Source organism: Streptomyces sp. NPDC031474, assembly GCF_055581185.1.
This window is the reverse complement of the sequence record NZ_JBVIJX010000005.1, coordinates 353070-374006: the sequence shown is the minus strand read 5'-3', so window position 1 is coordinate 374006 and position 20937 is coordinate 353070. Positions and strand designations below refer to the sequence as shown.

Here is a 20937-nt window from a genome sequence, read left to right as displayed (position 1 = left end):
CTCTCTCCCTGTGTGCACTCTCGTGTGGTACGGGTCGATGGCGCGCTCAGGCGTCCGGGATCGTCGGCCAGTCCCCTGCCAGATACCGTTCGCGGCATGCGCTGCGGGCGACTTTTCCGCTGGTGGTGTGCGGGACCGTGCCGGGTGGCACCAGGACGAAATCGTGGACGGCCACACCGTGGCGCGTGGCGACCGCCGCCCGTACGGCTCGCGTCGCCTCCTCCGCGACGGTGAGCGGATCGCTGACGTCCCGGCCGTGTTCGGCGACGACGACCAGGCTCTCCCCGTCTCCGCCGGCCACGGCGAACGCGGCGATGTGGTGCGGGCGAAGGGCCGGATGCGCGTCCTGGACCGTTGCCTCGATGTCGTGCGGATAATGGTTGGTCCCATCGATGATCACGAGGTCTTTCAGGCGCCCGGTGATATAGAGCTGCTTGTCGTGCCACACCCCCAGATCCCCTGTGCGCAGCCAGTACGTGCGCGAGTCGTCGCCGTGCGGCGTCGCGCGGAAGAGCGTCTCGCTCTGGTCGGGACGGTGCCAGTAGCCGCGCCCGATGTTGGGGCCGCGCAGCCAGATCTCACCGATGTGGCCGTCTTCCAGGAGCTGGCAGGTCGCGGGATCGGCGATGGCGATCTCCTGGCCGGTGGGCCGCCCGCACGCCACGAGTTCGGCCACGGCCTGGTCGTCGGTGGTGATGACGGTGCGGGCGACTCCCTGCCCGATGGCCTCGCGGTCGAAGGGGGTGACGGTCGGCTCCTCCCCCGCCGGCGAAGCGCTGACGAACACGGTTGCCTCCGCCAGCCCGTAGGAGGGGCGCATGATGGTCCGCATCATGCCGACGGAGGAGAAGGCCGCCTGGAAGCGTTCGAGGGTGCGCGGTCCGATGGGCTCGCTCCCATTGACCATCGCGGCGACCTGTCCCAGGGACAGTTCGGCGCGTTCTTCTGCCGTCACACGCTGAACGCAGTAGTCGTAGGCGAAGTTGGGGGCGGCGGTGATGGCTCCGGGGTGCAGGCTCAGCAGACGCAGCCAGCGCGCCGGCTGCTGGATGAACGCCAGTGAGTCCATGAGGACGGAGGGCATGTGGCCGACGATCGGCAGGGCGATGGCCAGCACGAGTCCCATGTCGTGGTAGAGCGGCAGCCATCCCACGGCGCAGTTGCGGCCTCGTCGGAGGTCATACGCCTCGAGCGCCTGGCGAGCGTTGGCACAGACGTTGGCATGCGTGATCTCCACACCGGTCGGGATGCGGGTGGAGCCTGATGTGTACTGCAGGTAGGCCACGTCGTCGCTCTGGGGGTGGCGCAGTTCGTGGGAGGGCTGTACGGCGGCCTCCCCCAGCTCCTGCTCCGTGATGACGCGGCAGCCGGAGGGCACGCCGTGTTTCGCGCAGAAGTCCGTCAGGGCCGTGCGCCCGCCTTCGACGGTCAGCGCGAATGCGGGGGCCGCGTCCTTGAGGATCGCTGCGAGCTTCTCCTCATGCCCTGGCAGGGACGGGGGGAAAAGGGGAACGGCAATGGCTCCGGCGCAGGCAGCCGCGAGGAATCCCACGACGTATTCAAGGCTTTGCGGGGCCACGATCGCCACTCTCTCGCCCACGGCGCCGAGGTGGCGCAGGCCGGTGGCGAGGCCGCGTACCCGGTCCTCGACCTGCCTCCAGGTCAGCGAGGTGGGAACTCCTGCAATATCGGTGCTGTGGTCGACGAACGTGAAGGCGGTTTCGTCCGGCGTGAGTGCGGCAACATGGGCAAGATAGTGGCTGAGTGTGTCTCTGACCGAAGATGGCATGACTCACCGAACCTTAAGGTAAGTGGGCGAAAGCGGCCCCTCGGCCATGACGGATTGGCTGGAGCCTTTGTCAGGCATAGCGGGCGGCGGGCGTACGTCACCGATTGCGCTGTTCCGGATGCAAGCAGCGGACAATCAGCTAAACATAGGACTGTCTGCTCTCACTTGTGACACGCCGACAGAGAACGGGGCGGTGCGACATGAGCCGACTGCGCATCCTGAGCGTCGTCGCAACCGTCATTCTCTGCACATTCCTCACGGCTCTCGACAACACCGTGGTGAATGTCGCCCTGCCTCGAATGCGTGCAGAACTCGCCCTGTCCGAAAGCGATGTGAAGTGGGTGGCTACGGGGTATCCACTGACATTGGCCAGCTTTCTGCTTCTGGGCGGGCAGCTGACCGACACGAGGGGCCGACGCTGGACCCTGCTGACGGGGCTGACGGTGTTCACCGCCTCCTCCGCGGGCTGTGCGGTGTCGGCCACAGCGGCGATGCTGGTCTGCTTCCGCTGTCTGCAGGGGGCCGGCGCCGCCCTGATCCTGCCCGCCTGCCTGGCCCTGATGTCGCACGAGCTGCCGCGCCGCGTGCGTGCCGCCGGCTTCGCTGCCACAACGGCCACGCTGGCTTCCGCGCTGGCGCTCGGGCCGGTGATCTCCGGTGTCGTGACGCAACATCTGGGGTGGGAATGGCTCTTCGTCATGAATGTTCCCCTGGGGTTCGCCGGCCTTCTCGTCGGCGCCCTGGCCGTATCCGCCTCCTCCCTGCCCGAGAGGGGTTCGCCTGCGCGGAGCCTGGCCGGCCTCCCGTCCCGGGTGATCGCCCTGGCATGCGTCTCCCTGGCAGCAATCGTCTATTGCCTGATCCAGGGGCCGAGCTACGGGTTCACCGACCCACTCGTGGTCATCTCCGGTATCGCTGCCGTGACGGGTGCGCTCACACTCTGCTGCGGGAAGAAATTCCGCGGCGGTCCGGAGCTGGGAGAACTGTTTCGACAGCGGCCTTTCAAGGGCGGGCTCATTTCCCAGCTGTTGTGGGGCCTCGGAGTGAGCGGCGTGTACTTCTATACCTCTCAGTTCCTGCAGAACGGTTTGCGGCTGAGTCCGACGGAGGCGGGACTGACGTTCACTCCGGTGGCCTCCGCTCTTGTCCTCACGGCTCCGTTCGTCACCGTCCTGGCCAGACGATGGGGGGACGGCCGGGTCTCCGCCGCCGGTCTGCTCCTGGTCGCCCTGGGCCTGCTGCTGGTGGCGCTGGGCAGTGTGCGGGGTGCTCTCGTCGGCCTGCTGCCAGGGCTGGCCTCGGTCGGTGTGGGCTCCGCGCTGGCCATCCCGCTGACGACCCGGGCGCTGGAGTCGTCGCCTCGTCACCTGTCCGGCGTCGCAGCCGGCTTGTTCAGCGCCACGCGAGAGATGTCCGGTGTGTTCGGCATCGCGCTCATGGGTGCGGTGGTGACCTTCGTGCAGCACTGGACCCTGTCCGCGGGAACCTCGCGCAACGCGGCCTTCCTGGTGGCGTATCAGGCCGGACTGTGCATCGCCGCGGCTTTGGTCGGAGCGGCGGCACCGGTCGCGGTGTGGGCTCTGCGTCACCCCCGTGAACCTGCACGAGAAGGACACGGCCTGTCGAAGCCGGCGACGGACGAGAAGGTGTAGGCGCGGCAATGACGCTGCCCGTCCCACCGCCGAACCATGAGGCCGGCTACAGGAGCCGGTTCAGGACGCGACAGGCATGCGCGACTCCGTCCTCGGCCGTCAGGGCACGGCCCAGCCGACGGGCCGCCTCGGCATGGCTGCCGTCCTCGGTGACGGCTCGCAGGCGGTCGGCGAGGGCGGAGACGGTGAGCTGCCGGAACGGCAAGGGCTTGGGGCCGACTCCAAGGCTGTGCGCCCGAGAGGCCCAGTAGGGCTGGTCGCCGAAGAACGGGCAGCCCAGGGACGGCACTCCGGAACGCAGTGCCGCGGCGGTGGTGCCCGCGCCGCCGTGGTGGATCACCGCAGCCATACGAGGGAAAAGCCAGCTGTGGGGGGTATCCCCGACGACGAGCACGTCGTCGCAGCTCGTGGCCGGATCCCCGGCCAGTACCCCACGCAGTCCCGCACGCCGCAGTGCGGTTCGTACGACGCGGTCGGTGGCCTCGGGGTCGCTGGATCTCATGCTGCCGAAGCCCACGTACACGGGCGGGGGCCCGGCGTCGAGGAAGTCGAGCAGGCGACGCGGCGGTTCCCACAGGGGCTGTTCGTGGTGCCAGAAACCGGTCAGGTGGACGTTGGGTCCCCAGTCGGCCGGCCGGGGTACGACGACAGGGCTGAACGCACACAGCACGGGGGCCCGGCGGACTCGGCGGAGAGGGCCGAGCGGGGAGAGAGCGGGAAGACCGAGTCCCTCCCTGCGCCACATGTTGACGAACCGTCGGCACACCAGCCACGATCCCAGGTCGACCGCTTCGAAGCTGAGGCGGTTTCCGGGAGATCCGAGGAAGCTCGCGGCCGGCGCGAACGGGTGAGGGAACTCTCCCGTGGGCTGGCTCGGCTGATAGTGAATGATCGCGTGCGGGACGTTGAGGTACTGGCTCAGGTGGACGCCGAGGAAGCTGAACGTAGGGGCCAGGACGAGATCGGCTCCCTCGGCGCCGGCCTGGGTCGCCGCGAACAGGCGAGAGAACAGTGGCCGCAGGATCCGGTTCATGCCGCGGATGAACGTGACCGGGTTACGTCCGCCGGACAGCAGTTCCTGTCCTTGGGACGATTCGATGATCTCGGTGGGATCCACCGGAACCGAGTGGAACTGCAGTCCTGCCGCGGTGATCAGCTCCCGGTAGCGGGGGCTGGCGAGCAGCCGGACGGTATCGCCCTGGCGCGTCAGCGCCCCGCCCAGTGCCAGGCACGGCTGAACGTCCCCACGGGACCCTGCCGCGAACATCACCACTGTTCGGCCCATTGGCCCGCCTCGCTAGTCGAGTTCCTTCATCATGGTGGGCCAGATGCTGTGCAGTTCACGCTGCCAGTAGGGCCAGGAATGCGTCCCGGGCCGGTAGAAGTGCGTCGTGACCTCGACGCCCGCGGAGCGGAGCGATCCGGCGAATTTCTTCACCGACTGTGAGGACAGCGCCATTTCACCCACCGCGCCCGCCAGGATCACACCGATCGAATGACCGGTGTCCAGGGGTCCGGGCTCTCCGCTTCCCATGGACAGGTGAACCTTCGTTCCACGGAAGGCGCGTGGCATGGCGGCCGGGTTGTGGGCCTGCCAGTTGCCGCGTTGTGCCGTCGGGTCGCCCCAGACGTCTTTGACGTCGGTGCCGTCCTGCTTGGAGCTCAAGTCGATGAAGAGCCGCACCGCGGGGTCGTTGAGGTCGACGTATGTGCTCAGGGCGGCCGTGTACCGGAACATTCCCGGGTGGCGCGCCGCATAGTTGAGCGCGCCGAAGCCCCCCATCGACAGGCCCATGACGGCCCTGGAGGAGTTGGCGCGGAAACTCTTCTCCATGAGCCGGACCAGTTCGGTGGTGTGGAAGGTCTCCCAGCGGGGCGTGCCGGCGTACCAGTCGGAGTAGTAACCGTGCTTCCCGCCGTCGGGCATCACGACAACGACGTCGGAGTTCTTCGCCAGTGCCTCGACGTCCGTCTCGCGCGTCCAGGAGGTGTAGTCGTCGGCGCCGCCGTGCAGCATGTAGAGCACGGGGAACCTGCGTTTCTTGTCGCTGCCCCAGCTCCTGGGGAGGATGACGCGGACCGGCACAGACCTTCCCATGGCCGGTGACTGGACGGTCAGGTCCAGGGTCCGGGCGTCGAGTCTCCTGACGGCTGCGATCCGGGCCTCGGTGGCGGCCGACCGGGATGCGTGGTCGGCGCCGTGTGCGGCCGCAGCTGTCCCGGCGCCGTACAGCGGTGTGAGCAGCAGGAGGCAGGCCAGAAGTGAGCAGCCGACGAGTCGTGTCCGGCCGGCGGGCAACGTGCGGGCGGATGGCATGGGCTGTGGGACTCCTTGGGGGGGAAAACCCGGAAAGGGACGCGGCACTGCTGCAGCCACGAGGACTCGGCCCGATTCCACGCACTGTCGGCCCAGGCGTGCCGTCAAGCAGGCAGTCGGCCAGGACAGGCGTTTCGTCCGACCGCGCGAGAGGGCGGCGACGGAACTCTCCACCCCGGCGGACATTTACCTACAAGGCGGACATTCATCGGGTAGACCATGCCGAAATGCGCCCGTCGAGCACCAGCCGACACACCGGTTTCCGGGGGAAATGATCAGCTCGGTGACGTCACGCCGGGCGCCGGGGCATGCCGGGGGATCAGGATTGCGACCCCACGTCCGTGTGCCGAGGAGAATGCGGAAGGGGCCCCGCACGGTCCAGCAGGCCCGTGCGTGCCGCGAGTGCCGCCGCCTCCAGGCGGGAGCCCACGCCCAGCTTCATCAGGACGCGTTGGACGTGGGTGCGGGCCGTGGACGGGGCGATGCCCATGCCGGCGGCGATCAGGCGGGTGTCCTCGCCGTCCGCCACCCGGACCAGGACCTCCACCTCCCTCGGGGTGAGCATCTGAAGGAGGCGCTGACCCTCGTCGTCCGGCTGGGCCGCCGGGTTGAGAAGCTCACTGAACGCGCCTTGCAGCAGTTGGGGAGCCACCGCCGCCTCGCCCGACCTCGCCTTCATGATGGCGCGTTCCACGCCCTCTATGCGTTCGTCGTGGCGCACATAGCCGGAGGCGCCCGCCGCGAAGGCCGCCGCGATGCCGCGCGGGCTCGGCACCGGCCCGAGGACCAGGACCGCGACCTGCGGACGCTCCCGCTTGATGCGGACGACGGGGTCGAAGATGCCCGGCTCGGCCGGGGTCGCGGTGCCCAGCAGGCACACCTCCGGGGCGCGGGTGATCACCAGCTCGGCCGCGCCCGCGGCCGGCGCCGCCGCGGCGAGCACCCGGTGCCCCCGCAGCTTGAGTGCCGAGGCCAACGCCTCGGCGAGCAGTCGGTGGTCGTCGACCACCATCAGCCGCACTCCCATCGAGCAACCCCCCAGTCCCTGTATGGATGCCCACACGGACCCACACGGACCAACCCGGAACAAAGCCGGACCAAACCCGGACCAACAAAGGGGTGCCCCCCGGCACCCCGTCCTTCATGCCCCCGGAAGCTACACGCTTGTTCGACGTTGCGCTCCCCCTACCGGTGAGAAGTGCCCCGGATCGCCGAAATTCCTCGCATTCGAGGGTCATGCACGGTACGTGAACGGCCCCGCCCCTGAGCAGGGACGGGGCCGTCACGGCGATTAAGACGATCAGCTGCCCGCGCCGCCGAACGCGACCGCCAGATACTGCGGGTCGCCGCCCGAGGTCGCGCCGTCGTCGGCGTACACCTCCGACATGAACAGACGCCCCTGGGAGAACAGGACTTCGGAGTACTCCGGGGACATGCTGGTCTCCAGGTCGTGCACCGAGTCCGTGGCCGGGTTCACCATCAGCTTGGTCTCCTTGAAGGAGCCGCCGTCGATGCTGACGACCTCGCCGCCCTTGTCGTACGGCGGCCGCTTGTACGCGATCAGGTTGGTGCCGTCCATGCGCAGCGGGTAGATCGTGTAGCCGTCGCCGGCGTCGGCGCGCTGGCCGGTCTGCTTGCCGGTGGCCAGGTCGAAGGCGATGACCTCGTTGGTGCGGCTGTAGTCGCCGCCGCCGTCGTGCTCCTCGGTCGGGATGTAGACCTTGCCGTTGCCGACGGCCAGTCCGATGCAGGCCTCGATCCTGGTGATGCCTTCGCAGTCGGCCGCGTAGTCGTCGCCCGGCACGGAGATGCGGGTGCGCAGTTTGCCGGTCTTGTTGTCGATGGAGAAGAGGTCCGAGATGCCGCTGCCGTCACCGGCGCTGTCGCCGACGTCGGCGGCCACCACCAGGGGGTCGGTCGACACGACGGACGCGTATTCGATGCCCGCGGCGAGCTTGTACTCGGAGAGCACCTTCCCGGAGGCCGGGTCGATGGTCTGGATGCCCAGCTGAGGGTTGTCGTAGTCGCCGCACTTGCGCACCGCCACCAGCTTCGGGCCGCCGCCGTAGCCGGAGTCGTAGCAGGTGTCGGCCGGCTTCGGCGACCACAGCACCTTGCCGGAGCCGATGTCGAAGGCGGCGCCGCCCTGGGTGCTGCCCAGGGCGACCGTGTTCGCGCTGACCGTGACGTTGTCGAAGTCGATCGCGTAGTCACCGGAGGAGACCGTCTTCTTCCACAGCTGCTTGCCCGCGGCGAGGTCGATCGCGGCGACCTGGTCACAGCGGGCCGTCTCGGCGCTGCTCGCCTGGAAGACGATCGCCGTGCGGTAGTCGGCGGTGGCGAACTTGCTGGCCTCGCACACCGGGCCGGGCAGCTTCACCGTCCACAGCTTCGTGCCCTTGTCGAGGTCGTAGCCGCCGATCTCGCTGGCGCCGGTCTTCACATACGCCTTGTCGGTCACCCAGGATCCCCGGACGCCGACATGGGCGTCCTTCTTGACCGCGGGCATCGGGACCTTGAAGAGGACGTCGGAGGCGGGGTTCGCGGGCACCTTCTCGCTGCCGCCGGAGGACGTTCCGCCCGTGCCGCCGGTGCCTCCCGTGCCGCCCTTGTCGCCGCCGCCGGTCGGACCGGCGGTGCTCTTCTCCTTGTCCTTGCCGCTGTCACCGGACTGCGAGTACCAGACCCCGCCGCCGATGATCAGCGCGACCGCTGCGACGGCGGCGACGATGATCGCCATCTGCGCGTTGAACTTCCTGCCGGCCCCGCCGCCACCCGGCTGGGGCTGCATGGGCATGGTGGGCGGCGCGGGGTAGCCGTAGCCCGGCTGGGGGGACGGGTATCCCGGTTGACCCGGTTGGCCGGGCTGCCCCGGGTAGCCGTACCCGGGCTGCTGACCGTACGGGGCGCTCGGCTGACCGTAGGGGCCCGGCTGCTGGGGCGGCTGACCGTACGCGCCGGGACCGGCGGGAGCGCCGGGCACGGGGGCGCCCGGCTGGGCCGGGTAGCCGTAGCCGGGAGCGGCGGCCGGGGGCTGCGGGGGCGCGACCGGCTGGCCCGACGGCTGACCCGTCGGCTGGCCCGGGGTCTGCGGGTAGCCGTAGCCCGGCTGGGGCTGCGGGGGCCCGGCCGGGGCCGGGGCTGCCGGCGGCGGGGGCGTCTGCGGCGCCTGACCCGGGGCCTGGGGCGCCTGGGGGTAGCCGTAGCCCGGCTCCGGGGCCTTAGCCAGGTTCGGGGCGGGGGGGTGCGGCGGGGCGTCCTGCGGGACCGCGTCCTGCGGCGGCGGGGGCGGGCCGAAACCGCCCTGCTGAGGCTGCTGCGGCTGCTGAGGGGGCTGGTTCGGGGGCGGGGGCGGCGGCTGGGTCATGGTGTGGGTACCTCGGAAGGGCGACGGACGACGGACGGAGGGCGACAGAGCGTCGAGAAGGTGGCAGGCCGCCTTACTTGCCGTAGGCGAGCATCAGCTTCTCCTTGTCGTCGTCGTTGCCCGTCAGCCGGGTCGAGGAGAGGTAGAAGCGTCCGTCGACCCAGTCGACGTCGCGCGAGTAGAAGCCGTCCTCGATCTTGGCCGTGCTCTGGGGCAGCTGCATCAGCGTCTTCGGCGTGTGGGCGGAGCCGGCCGTCGGAATGCCCACCACCCGGCCGGCCGTGTCGTACGACGGCTCGACGTACGCGACGAGGTTGCCGCCCTCGACCTTCACCGGCACCATCGCCTCGTCGGTCGGGGACTTCACGCGCCACTTCTCCTTGCCGGTGGAGAGGTCGATCGCCACGATCGCGTTGGGGCCGCTCTTCGCCTCGGTCGGCAGGTACAGCGTGTTGGCGTCGGCGGCCGTGCCCCCACAGCCGGTCAGGTCGCGCTGCAGGAACCCTGAACCGCACTCGGGGGCGAAGTCCTCGTCGAAGCCGACCTGCGAGCGGTAGGTGCCGTCCGGCTTGAACGTCGCGATGTTCCAGGTGTTCTTGTCCTCGTTGGTGCTGTAGACGACCAACGGGTCCACGGAGTACGTCTTCGAGACCGTCCAGCCCTTGTCGAACTTCTGGGTCCACTTGACCTTGCCGGTCGCCGGGTCCAGTTCCTGGATCTCGTCGTGCTCGTTCGCCTCGGTCGCGTTGCAGGACGCCACCGCGAACAGCTTGGTCCCGCCCGCGAACGCCGACGGGAAGCACGCGTCGCCGTACTTCTGCTTGTCGTACAGCTTCTTGCCGGTGCGCACGTCGTACGCCGTCCCGGACTGCGAGCGGCCCACCATCAGGGTGTTGCCCGTGAGCGACAACTCGATGTCGATCGCGCTGTCGAACAGCGCGCCGTCCGCGACGACCCCGGTCCAGCCCTTGGCGCCGGTCCTGAGGTCGATCTGCTGGAGCTGGTTGCACTTGGCGCGTTCGCTGGTGCCGCTCATGTAGGCGACGACGACCTTGTCGTCCGCCGTCTTCTGCGGGGTGACCGCGCAGATCTTCTGCGGGAAGGCGATGGTGGCCCAGGTCGGCCTGCCGTCGCCGACGTTGTACGCGACGACCTCCTTGTACGCCGCTTTCACGGCCGCCTTGGAGGTGATCCACATGCCGGGGGCGTCGGCGCCGGAGGCGGGAGCGTCGGGCGCCTCCTTGTACCAGAGCACCTTCGCCTCACCGGCCTTGCGGTCGGCGTTGAAGTCCTCGCCGTCCTTACCGCCGTCGCCGCTGCCGTCACCGGGGTTGACCGGGCCCCCGCTGGACGTCGCCGTGGCCTTGTCGTCGTCGCTCGGCCCGGCGACCGGCTTCTTGTCGCCCTTGTCGTCGCCGCTCGTGACCGCGAACACCAGCCCGCCGATCACCAGCAGCGCCGCCACCGCGGCCCCGACGGCCAGCGCGGGCCGCCCCTTGAAGGGGTTACGGCCGCCCGGGGGCGGGGTGCCGGGGGCGCCCGGAGCGCCCGGGAACTGGGGCGGCTGGGCCGGGTAGCCGTAGCCGGGCTGCTGCCCGTAGGGGCCGCTCGGCTGGCCGTACGGACCCTGCTGCTGGCCGTAGGCGCCGGGCTGCTGGCCGTACGGGCCGGGCTGCTGGCCGTACGGGCCGGGCTGCTGCCCGTAGGGGCCGGGCTGGCCGTAAGGCCCTGCCTGGCCTGCCTGGCCCGGCTGTTGCGGGTAGCCGTAGCCGGGCTGCGCCGGCTGCTGGGCGGGCGGGCCCGGGGGCGTCTGGGGCGCTTGGGGTGGCTGGGGCGGCATCTGGGGTGCGCCGAAGCCGCCTTGCTGCGACTGCTGCGCCTGCTGGTGCGGTTGTGGCGGCTGTTGGTGCGGCTGGTCCTGTGGTGCTCCGAAACCACCCTGCTGCGGCGGCTGATTGGGCGGCTGAGCCATCAGCGTGTTCCCCCTATGTCACTGATTTTTAGCCACGCCCCCAGGTCAGTGACCACCCGGAGCCGTCTTCAGAAAGTTCTCAGACGGCTCTTTCTATCACCCGTGTCCGACAGCTCCCGGGGCCGATCCACCCCTGTTCCCAAGGGAGGACCGGCCTGTGATGCCGTCGTTATGCGCCTTCACGCACCCTTCACGCGTCCTCGGCGAGTTCCAGCCACCGCAGCTCCAGTTCCTCGCGCTCGCCGGCCAACTCGCGCAGCTCCGCGTCGAGTTTGGCGACCTTCTCGAAGTCGGTGGCGTTGTCGGCGATCTGGGTGTGCAGCCGGGCCTCGTTCTCGGTGACCTTGTCCAACTGCCGCTCGATCTTCTGGAGTTCCTTCTTGGCGGCGCGCTGCTCGGCGGCGCTCTTCTCCGTCGCGGGCTTCTGCGCGACCGCCGGGGCGGAGGCGGCGGCCGCGGCCTCCTCCATGCGCAGCCTGCGCTCGATGTACTCGTCGATGCCGCGCGGAAGCATCCGCAGGGTGGTGTCGCCGAGGAGCGCGAACACGCGGTCCGTCGTGCGCTCGACGAAGAAGCGGTCGTGGGAGATGACGATCATCGAGCCGGGCCAGCCGTCGAGGAGGTCCTCCAGCTGCGTGAGGGTCTCGATGTCGAGGTCGTTGGTGGGCTCGTCGAGGAAGAGGACGTTGGGCTCGTCCATGAGGAGGCGCAGGATCTGCAGGCGGCGGCGCTCACCGCCGGACAGGTCGCCGACCGGCGTCCACTGCTTGTCCTTGTTGAAGCCGAACGTCTCGCACAGCTGGCCGGCGGTCATCTCGCGGCCCTTGCCGAGGTCGACGCGCTCGCGCACCTGCTGGACGGCCTCCAGGACACGCAGGCCGGGATCGAGTTCGGCGACCTCCTGGGAGAGGTAGGCGAGCTTGACCGTCCTGCCGACGACGACCTTGCCGGCCACGGGCTGCTTCTCGCCCTCGCTGCGCGCGGCGTCGGCCAGGGCACGCAGCAGGGACGTCTTGCCGGCGCCGTTCACGCCGACCAGGCCGATGCGGTCGCCGGGGCCGAGGTGCCAGGTGATGTGCTTGAGCAGCACCTTCGGACCGGCCTGGACGGTGACGTCCTCGAGGTCGAAGACCGTCCTGCCGAGCCGGGACGACGCGAACTTCATCAGCTCGCTGCTGTCGCGGGGCGGCGGCACGTCCTTGATCAGCTCGTTGGCGGCCTCGACGCGGAAGCGCGGCTTGGACGTCCGCGCGGGGGCGCCGCGGCGCAGCCAGGCCAGCTCCTTGCGGACCAGGTTCTGCCGCTTGGTCTCCTCCGTCGCGGCGATGCGCTCACGCTCCGCGCGCGCGAAGACGTAGTCGGAGTAGCCGCCCTCGTACTCGTGGACGGCGCCGCGCTGGACGTCCCACATGCGGGTGCAGACCTGGTCGAGGAACCAGCGGTCGTGGGTGACGCAGACGAGCGCGGAGCGACGCTCGCGCAGGTGCCGGGCGAGCCAGGAGATGCCCTCGACGTCGAGGTGGTTCGTCGGCTCGTCGAGCACGATGAGGTCCTGCTCCTCGATGAGGAGCTTCGCGAGTGCGATACGGCGGCGCTCGCCACCGGAGAGCGGGCCGATGACGGTGTCCAGGCCCTGCGGGAAGCCAGGCAGGTCGAGCCCGCCGAAGAGGCCGGTCAGGACGTCGCGGATCTTGGCGTTGCCCGCCCACTCGTGGTCGGCGAGGTCGCGGATGACCTCGTGCCGGACGGTCGCGGCGGGGTCCAGGGAGTCGTGCTGCGTGAGCACGCCCATGCGCAGCCCGCCGGAGTGCGTGACCCGCCCGGTGTCGGCCTCCTCCAGCCTGGCGAGCATCCGGATCAGCGTGGTCTTGCCGTCGCCGTTACGGCCGACGACACCGATCCGGTCCCCTTCGGACACGCCGAGCGAGATGCCGTCAAGGAGCGCACGGGTCCCGTACACCTTGCTGACGTTCTCGACATTGACCAGATTGACGGCCATTTCTCTCCTGCCCGGGGGGATCGATCGACCCTCCAGGGTAGTCCGGACGGGCGCATCGCCTGCCAGGCGTTCACTGACAGGGACCGGTCACGGCGTTTCGGCCCGTCCGGCAGAGGTGCACACCGGAGGCGCACGGGCCCGGGGTGGGGTGTGCGGGGGCGGCCTGCGGTGTCCCGGAGGGCGCGTGATCGCCATGCGCGCTGTTCATGCACGGCGCGTGCGCGAGCCGCTCGCGCCGCCTGGGTCCCGGCGGGCCGCCGGGCAGCTCACACCGGACGGCGGCCGGGTGCACGTACGGGCGGGCGACTCCTCGCGCACGCCCGGCTCTCACGCCGGACGGCCCCTGGACGAGCCCTGGACGTCGTCGCCTTTCTCGTACGCCCACATCGCCCGCACCAGGTGTGAATCCGGCCATCCGTCGGGATCGAGGGGAAGCAGCCGCCGCCTGGCCTCCACACAGCGCGGATCACCGCGCTTCGCGAGCCCGTAGGCGGCGTGCACCCGGGTCTCCCGCAGTTCGTCGTCGAGGAGTGCGGCCAGGACGTCGATGATGCCGGGCGCCTCCGCGCCGCAGGAGGCCAGCCAGTACGCCGCCCGTTCGCGGACCCCGGCGTCGGGATCGCGGGTGAGCGTGTACAGGGCGTCGAGCTTCTCCGCCGGGACGCGCTCGGCTGCGCTTCTCAAAGTCTCGGGCACCTCCAGGCGCACCCGCGGATCGGGATGCCCGACATACGACAGGCCGACGGCGTCGATCTCGTCGGCCCGGGCGCCGTCCGCGCCGTCCCCGCCGCCCTCGCTCAGCCCGGACAGCACCACCGCGAGCACCTCCGGGTCCTGTTCCTGCACGGCCCAGGGGAGGAACACCTCGGTCGCCGGCTTGTCGACGACGGTTCCCGGCCGCGCGAAGAGACCGCCGAATCCGATGACGAGGCACCGCAGCACGTCCGCGGCGAAGAGACGGCGGAGCCGGTCGGGGTGGTCGCGCAGCGCCTCGGCCGCGGTCCAGGTCTCGTCGTCCTGACGGGTGGCCAGGTGGACGACGACGTCGGTCCAGACGGCGTGGTCCCGGTCCGGGCGGGTGAGCGCCCGCGCGAGGAGTTCGTCGAACGGCGTCCGGATGCGGAAGCGTTCCTCCAGGGCGGTGAGCACGCCGAGGTGGCCGTCCCACACGGTCTGGCCGGCGAGCGTGTACCGCTCGTGGTGGCAGCTCCAGTCGTCGACCCGCACGGTTCGCCGCTCGACCGGGCCGGCCGCTCCCGTCCGGCGGCGCAGCTCGGCCTCGATGTCCGCGTCGGCCCAGTGCCGGGCGCGGGCCAGGAGATCGGCGCGGGCCTCGGCGTCGAGGTGTACGGGCTCGGGAAGCAGCCTGGTGGTCATCCAGGAGCAGCCGCTGTCCACGGCCCGGGTCAGCGGGGTGTCGCCGCCGGGGAGGCCGGGGTCGCCGCCGGGCACGCCGTCCAGTGGGCGCAGGGGGTCGGCGCCGGCGTTGAGCAGCTCCTCGGCGAGGGGCTCGTCGTATGCGGCGACGGCGAGGCAGAGCGGTGGGACTCCGTCGGTCGGGTCGGCGCCGTCGGCATCCGCCCCGCCGCCCGACAACTCCCGTCCGCCCCGGTGACCGCCCCCCGGGGCTCCGCCCCCAGACCCCCGACCCATGCCAACCCGCCACCCGTCTCGCTTGGGAAAAGACGAACCCGGCGACACCCGCCGCCGGAGGCCGGAGCATAGACGGCCCCGCCACTCGGCGCAGCGGAATAACCGCCAGCTATCGCCGGCCCTCGACAAGCGTCGCGCCCGCCGCCGGTCCCGACGCCACTCGGACGCTCTTGCAGGTGCCCGAGGTTCGTAGTTTCTCTGCGATTTCTGCTGCCGAGGCGGGGTCGCGGGCCAGGTGGGCCGTGGTGGGGCCCGAGCCTGACACCAGGGTGGCGAGGGCGCCTGCAGTGCGGCCCGCGGCGAGGGTGTCGGCCAACTCGGGGAAGAGGGACAGCGCGGCGGGCTGGAGGTCGTTGGAGAGGGTGGCCGCGAGCGCGTCGGGGTCGCCCTTCGCGAGGGCGGCCAGGAGGTCGCGTGAAGCGAGCGGTTCCGGAACGTTCCGGCCCTCCGCCAGGCGGTCGAACTCGCGGAACACCGCCGGGGTCGACAGCCCCCGCTCGGCCATCGCGAACACCCAGTGGAACGTGCCGCCGACCTCCAGGGCCGTCAGCTTCTCGCCCCGTCCGGTGCCGAGTGCCGCCCCGCCGACCAGGCTGAAGGGCACGTCGCTGCCCAACTCGGCGCAGATGTCGAGGAGTTCGTCACGGGAGGCGCCCGTGCCCCACAGTGCGTCGCAGGCCAGCAGCGCGCCCGCGCCGTCCGCACTGCCGCCCGCCATGCCCCCGGCGACGGGGATGGCCTTGGCGATGTGGAGGTGCACGTCGGCATCACGGCCGTACCGCTCGGCGAGGGCGATCGCCGCCTTCGCCGCGAGGTTGGTGCGGTCCAGGGGGACCCGGTCCGCGTCCGGGCCCTCGCAGGTGACGCGCAGTTCGTCGGCCGGGGTCACCGTGACCTCGTCGTACAGGCCGACCGCCAGGAAGACGTTCGCCAGGTCATGGAAGCCGTCCGCCCGGGCCGCGCCCACCGCGAGCTGCACGTTGACCTTGGCCGGCACCCGCACGGTGACACTCACTTCTGCCCCGACTCCTTGTTCTCGCCCTTGTTCTCGCCCTTGCTGTCGTCCTTGTTCTCGTCCTTGTTCTCGTCCTTGTTCTCGGCGATCCTCGCGAACTCCTCGACCGTGATGGCCTCTCCGCGCGCCTGGGGCGAGACGCCGGCCGCGACGAGGGCCGCCTCCGCCTGCGCCGCGGAGCCCGCCCATCCGGCGAGCGCGGCCCGCAGGGTCTTGCGGCGCTGGGCGAACGCCGCGTCGACGACGGCGAAGACCTCGCGGCGCGACGCCGTCGTCCTGACCGGCTCGCCGCGGCGGACGAGTGAGACCAGTCCGCTGTCGACGTTCGGCGCGGGCCAGAACACGTTGCGACCGATGGCGCCGGCCCGCTTGACCTCGGCATACCAGTTGGCCTTGACGGAGGGAACGCCGTACACCTTCGAACCTGGGCCGGCGGCGAGCCGGTCGGCGACCTCCGACTGGACCATGACGAGCGTGCGCTCGATGCTCGGGAACATCTCCAGCATGTGCAGCAGCACGGGCACGGCCACGTTGTACGGCAGGTTGGCGACCAGCGCGGTCGGGGCGGGGCCGGGCAGCTCGGTCACCTGCATCGCGTCGGAGTGCACGAGCGCGAAGCGGTCCGCGCGCTCCGGCATGCGTGCCGCGATCGTCGCGGGGAGGGCGCCGGCCAGGACGTCGTCGATCTCGACGGCCGTGACCCGGTCAGCGGCCTCCAGCAAAGCGAGGGTGAGGGAGCCTAGGCCCGGGCCGACCTCGACGACGACGTCGTCGGGCCGGACCCCCGCGGTGCGGACGATGCGGCGGACCGTGTTCGCGTCGATCACGAAGTTCTGGCCGCGCTGTTTGGTGGGACGCACGCCGAGGACCGCCGCCAGCTCACGGATGTCGGCGGGGCCCAGAAGGGCGTCGGGGGTGGGGCTGGTACTCACGGGACAAGGGTACGGGGACGCACCGACACCCCTCGCCGCCGCATCTCACCCCCGAGTCACCCCGAGTCACCGCCGCGCCAACCCCCGAGTCACCGCCACCCCGCCGCCGCGCCGCCGCCGAGTCGCCCTCGCGTCGCCCCCGCGTTCTCTTGCCCAGCGGGGGCGCACCTCAGCCGTGCAGCCGTCTCCCGCAGTGCGGCCAGGGGCTCGCCCCACGGCGCACGTACAGCTTCTTCGCGCGGAAGGTCTGTTCCGTCGCCGGGGCGTCCTGGGGCCGTCCGCTGCCGCCGAGGCTGTGCCAGGTGTGGGTGTCGAACTGGTACAGCCCGCCGTAGTTGCCCGAGGGGTCGACGGCGCCCGGCCGGCCGCCCGACTCGCAGGCCGCGAGGCTCTGCCAGTCCAGGCCGTCGGCGCCCCGCACGGACGGCGGCAGCGGCTTCGTCCCGACCTTCACCACCTGCTCGCGCGGCTCGCGCACGATCTCGCTGCGCATCCGCCTGGGCTTCTGTTTCACGCCGTTGACGATGCGCAGGGAGTACGTGTCGCGCCGCAGTCCGGGCTGTCCGATCTGCTCCACGACCTCCGTGCCCGTGAACACCGAGGGGTCGTCGGTGCGGCGCACGGCGAACGGGATCGCCTCCTCGCGCACCTCCTTGGCGCCGGTGATCCGCAGCACGGTGATCGTCTGCCCGTCGCGCGGGAAGCTGCCGGGCGCGACGGACGTGGTGTCCTGGCCGCGCAGAACGATCCCGGCGGCCTCGACCGCCTCGCGCACGGTCGCCGCGTTGGTGCGGACGGTGCGGGCCCGGCCGTCGGCCATGACGGTGACGGCGCGCTCGGTGCGCACGTCCAGCGCGAGTCCCGCGCGCCCGATGCGCTGGGCGCGCGAGACGGACATGTACGCGCCCTCCGCACGCACCCCGAGCTGCTGGAGCGCCTCCTCGACCGTCTGTGCCGTCGTCCACAGGTCGTGGCGCTGTCCGTCCAGGGTGAGGCGGACGGGGCGGCCGTAGCGGACTGCGATCTCGTCGCCGTCGGTGAGCTCGGCGCCGGGGGCGGGCGCCACCCGGTCGTGCGCCCCTACCTGCACGCCCTCCTCCGCGAGGAGTTCGCCCACGTCGTCGGCGAAGGTGTGCAGGGTGCGCGGCTTGCCGTCGACGGTCAGCTCGACCGCCTTGTCCTCGGCGACGAAGGCGGTGGTGCCGCCGGCCAGGAAGGCGACGACGAGGGCCTGCGGGAGCAGGCGGCGCATCGTGGATTCCGGGCGCTCGCCGGGGCGCGTCCTGCGCCGGCGCCCGGCCCGCCCCGCGCTCTGCCGGGGAAACGGCGGCTCGGCCGCGAGCTGGACCGGCTCCGGCAGCACGAGGGTCTCGGTAGGCGTGGGCGGCGCCTCGTACGCCTCGTACGTCTCGTGCTCCCCGTAGGCCTCGTGGGTCTCGTACGCCTCGTATGCGGGCCGGTAGGTGTCGTCGTACGTTCCGGGGGCCGCGTACACGCCGTACGCGATCGTCTCCGCGTTGTGCAGGTCGACGTACGATCCGCCACCGCCGTAGGGGTCGTACTCGAGGTGCTGCGAGTTGCTCACGCCGACACTCCAGGGGGGTGGGGTCCGGATCGGGCCCCCAGAACCTAGCGGAGCGACCGTCACTCTCCAAAGCGACCCGGCTACTGAGAGTTGTGTTCGACGTCTCCGGAGGCGCTCAGTAATCGAACGCGCGTGCCGTGTTGGCGGCGAGGGCGGCGGCCAGGGCGTCCTCGTCGATGTCCCGTACGGCGGCCATGGCGCGCACCGTGACGGGGATGAGGTACGGCGCGTTGGGCCGGCCCCGGTAGGGCGCCGGGGTCAGGAAGGGGGCGTCGGTCTCCACCAGGAGCAGGTCCAGCGGGGCCACGGCGACGGCGTCCCGCAGCTGCTGGGCGTTCTTGAAGGTGACGTTGCCGGCGAAGGACATGAAGTACCCGGCGCGGGCGCAGATCGCGGCCATCTCGGCGTCGCCGGAGTAGCAGTGGAAGACGGTGCGCTCGGGGGCGCCCTCCTCCTTCAGGACCCGCAGGACGTCGGCGTGGGCGTCGCGGTCGTGGATGACCAGGGCCTTGCCGTGCCGCTTGGCGATCTCGATGTGGGCGCGGAAGGAGTTCTCCTGCGCTTCCTTGCCCTCGGGGCCGGTGCGGAAGTAGTCGAGTCCCGTCTCTCCGACGCCCTTGACGTGCGCGAGCGCGGCCAGGCGGTCGATCTCGGCGAGCGCCTCGTCGAGCGCCCCGGAGCCGCCCGGCTCGCGCGCACCCTGCCGGGACCAGCCGTCGGGGTCGCCGTGCACGATGCGCGGCGCCTCGTTCGGGTGCAGGGCGACGGCGGCGTGGACGCTGTCGTACGCCGCCGCCGTCTCGGCCGCCCACCGGGAGCCTCGTACGTCGCAGCCGACCTGGACGACGGTCGTCACGCCGACCGACGCGGCTTTCGCGAGGGCCTCCTCCACCGTGCCCGACTGCATGTCGAGGTGGGTGTGGGAGTCGGCGACCGGCGCCCCGAGGGGGGCCGGAAGCGGCGGCGCGGCGCTCTTGTCGGCGTTCTTGCCGGCGTTCGAAGACATGCCCCGATCCTACGGAAGGGGCACGCCCTGCCCTGCTAGCCGGCCTTGCGGAAGGGGTGCAGGAGATCGGACAGGTGCCAGTGGTGGTGCTCCTCGGGCCGTTCCCCGGCCCGCTGCCCGGCTTCCTCCTCGGCGGCCGTCACCGGCGCCTCGACCGGTCCCGCCGGGGGCGACGTGCGCTGCCGCGCCGCACTGAGCACCGACGAGACCTGCCCCGCCGCCATGATGCGCACGACGTGCCCGTCGCAGTTCTGGCACGCGGGGCGGCTCAGCGGGGACGGCACGACCTGGCCGTTCGCCACGTAGAGGACGAACTCGTGGCCGTCGGCGTCGGTGTGGTGCTCTATCTCGTACGACTGTTCCCAGCCGTGCCCGCAGCGCATGCAGGCGAAGGAGTACGACTCGTTGACGACGGCGCTCGCGCCGCCCCGGAGGCCGGTCTGCCCTGTGATCTCACTCATGCCAGCTCCTGCTGTCCGCTGGACAAGCGCTCCCGGCGCGGGCGTTCCCCCCGGAACGTCCTTGGGAGCGAGGGACGGGTGCGTCCCTGTCACCAGTGGACGCCTCGACCGGACCGAATGCATCAGGCCTGTGCACTGTTGGAGCCGATTTGGACTTTCCTTGCCAAAGCGGCCTCACGAACGGGGGTGGGCTTTGCCTTCGGCGACTGCCCTTTGCCCGCACATGGGGCGCACGCTCAGACGGCATGCGCCCTGCTCAGAGGGGGTGTGAGCCCCTTCACAGGGCCCCTGTGCCCCCCGCGTTCTTCGCCGCCACGACGGCGTCGAACACCTCCCGCTTGGGCAGATTGGCCTCCGCCGCCACCGCCGCGATGGCCTCCTTGCGGCGCTCGCCGGCCTCCTCGCGCACCCGCACCCGCCGCACCAGTTCCGCCGCGTCGAGCTCCTCCGGCCCGCGCTCGGGCGCGCCGGTGACGACGACGGTGATCTCGCCGCGCACGCCCTCGGCCGCCCACTCCGCCAGCTCGCCGAGCGGGCCGCGCCTGACCTCCTCGTACGTCTTGGTCAGCTCACGGCACACGGCCGCCCGCCGGTCGGCGCCGAAGACCTCGGCCATCGCGGCGAGGGTGTCGTCGAGCCGGTGGGGGGCCTCGAAGTAGACGAGCGTGCGGCGCTCCGACGCGACCTCCCGCAGCCGCGACAGCCGCTCCCCCGCCTTCCTCGGCAGGAATCCCTCGAAGCAGAACCGGTCGACGGGCAGCCCGGACAGGGCCAGCGCGGTGAGCACCGCGGACGGGCCGGGGACGGCGGTGACCCGGACGTCCCGCTCGACGGCCGCGGCGACCAGCCGGTAGCCGGGGTCGGAGACCGAGGGCATCCCGGCGTCGGTGACGAGCAGCACGCGCGCGCCGCCCGCGAGTTCCTCGACCAGCTCAGGCGTACGGGCGGACTCGTTGCCCTCGAAGTAGGACACGACGCGCCCCTTGGGCGTCACCCCGAGCGCCTGCGTCAGCCGCCGCAGCCGCCGGGTGTCCTCGGCGGCGATGACATCGGCGCCGGCCAGCTCCGCGGCGAGCCTGGGCGGGGCGTCGGAGACGTCGCCGATGGGCGTACCGGCGAGCACGAGGATTCCGGGCGTGGTCGCGGAGGGGGATGCGGGCGAGGCTGCGGACGTGCTTCGGGGTGCGGC

15 protein-coding genes are annotated in these 20937 nt (G+C 71.3%); 1 reads left to right on the top strand and 14 read right to left on the bottom strand.

Features of this window, described 5'->3' with window-relative positions; translation table 11 throughout:
- Positions 1-46: 46 nt before the first annotated feature.
- On the bottom strand, positions 47-1789 hold the full coding sequence (locus tag ACZ5SK_RS12395; protein ID WP_334579330.1) for a fatty acyl-AMP ligase: 1743 nt from the start codon (positions 1787-1789) through the stop codon (positions 47-49).
- A gap of 200 nt (positions 1790-1989) precedes the next feature.
- On the opposite strand from ACZ5SK_RS12395, the gene ACZ5SK_RS12390 reads away from it, so the two are divergent.
- Complete coding sequence (locus tag ACZ5SK_RS12390; RefSeq protein ID WP_334579329.1) at positions 1990-3441, top strand: MFS transporter; 1452 nt, start codon at positions 1990-1992, stop codon at positions 3439-3441.
- A gap of 46 nt (positions 3442-3487) precedes the next feature.
- On the opposite strand, the gene ACZ5SK_RS12385 is transcribed toward ACZ5SK_RS12390, so the two are convergent.
- From ACZ5SK_RS12385 to rsmI, 13 genes are all read right to left on the bottom strand, one after another.
- Positions 3488-4726 (bottom strand): glycosyltransferase, encoded by a 1239-nt coding sequence (locus ACZ5SK_RS12385; RefSeq protein ID WP_361705900.1) that lies wholly within the window; start codon positions 4724-4726, stop codon positions 3488-3490.
- Between the two features lie 12 nt (positions 4727-4738).
- Entirely contained in the window at positions 4739-5758 is a 1020-nt protein-coding gene (locus ACZ5SK_RS12380; protein WP_361705902.1) for an alpha/beta hydrolase, read from the bottom strand.
- A gap of 319 nt (positions 5759-6077) precedes the next feature.
- Complete coding sequence (locus tag ACZ5SK_RS12375) at positions 6078-6785, bottom strand: helix-turn-helix transcriptional regulator (protein ID WP_334579326.1); 708 nt, start codon at positions 6783-6785, stop codon at positions 6078-6080.
- 273 nt (positions 6786-7058) lie between these two features.
- Complete coding sequence (locus tag ACZ5SK_RS12370) at positions 7059-9125, bottom strand: outer membrane protein assembly factor BamB family protein (protein WP_468575921.1); 2067 nt, start codon at positions 9123-9125, stop codon at positions 7059-7061.
- A gap of 73 nt (positions 9126-9198) precedes the next feature.
- A complete protein-coding gene (locus ACZ5SK_RS12365) occupies positions 9199-11097 on the bottom strand; it encodes an outer membrane protein assembly factor BamB family protein (RefSeq protein WP_361705909.1) in 1899 nt (632 codons plus the stop codon).
- A gap of 190 nt (positions 11098-11287) precedes the next feature.
- Positions 11288-13096 carry an ABC-F family ATP-binding cassette domain-containing protein gene (locus tag ACZ5SK_RS12360; protein WP_334579323.1) on the bottom strand — a complete coding sequence of 603 codons (1809 nt, stop codon included), beginning with the start codon at positions 13094-13096 and terminating at the stop codon, positions 11288-11290.
- Positions 13097-13423: 327 nt separating this feature from the next.
- Positions 13424-14692, bottom strand: a complete 1269-nt coding sequence (locus ACZ5SK_RS12355; protein ID WP_334579322.1) for a HEAT repeat domain-containing protein — start codon at positions 14690-14692, stop codon at positions 13424-13426.
- 166 nt (positions 14693-14858) lie between these two features.
- Positions 14859-15764 (bottom strand): 4-(cytidine 5'-diphospho)-2-C-methyl-D-erythritol kinase, encoded by a 906-nt coding sequence (locus ACZ5SK_RS12350; RefSeq protein WP_468575917.1) that lies wholly within the window; start codon positions 15762-15764, stop codon positions 14859-14861.
- Complete coding sequence (rsmA, locus tag ACZ5SK_RS12345; protein WP_334579320.1) at positions 15761-16696, bottom strand: 16S rRNA (adenine(1518)-N(6)/adenine(1519)-N(6))-dimethyltransferase RsmA; 936 nt, start codon at positions 16694-16696, stop codon at positions 15761-15763. Before rsmA ends, ACZ5SK_RS12350 begins: the two co-directional genes overlap by 4 nt.
- A 169-nt stretch (positions 16697-16865) precedes the next feature.
- On the bottom strand, positions 16866-18281 hold the full coding sequence (locus tag ACZ5SK_RS12340) for a ubiquitin-like domain-containing protein (RefSeq protein WP_457494496.1): 1416 nt from the start codon (positions 18279-18281) through the stop codon (positions 16866-16868).
- Positions 18282-18396: 115 nt separating this feature from the next.
- Complete coding sequence (locus tag ACZ5SK_RS12335; protein ID WP_334579318.1) at positions 18397-19287, bottom strand: TatD family hydrolase; 891 nt, start codon at positions 19285-19287, stop codon at positions 18397-18399.
- 35 nt (positions 19288-19322) lie between these two features.
- Positions 19323-19748 (bottom strand): hypothetical protein, encoded by a 426-nt coding sequence (locus tag ACZ5SK_RS12330; protein WP_468575916.1) that lies wholly within the window; start codon positions 19746-19748, stop codon positions 19323-19325.
- 277 nt (positions 19749-20025) lie between these two features.
- Positions 20026-20877 (bottom strand): 16S rRNA (cytidine(1402)-2'-O)-methyltransferase, encoded by an 852-nt coding sequence (gene rsmI / locus ACZ5SK_RS12325; RefSeq protein WP_334581308.1) that lies wholly within the window; start codon positions 20875-20877, stop codon positions 20026-20028.
- Positions 20878-20937 lie beyond the last annotated feature (60 nt).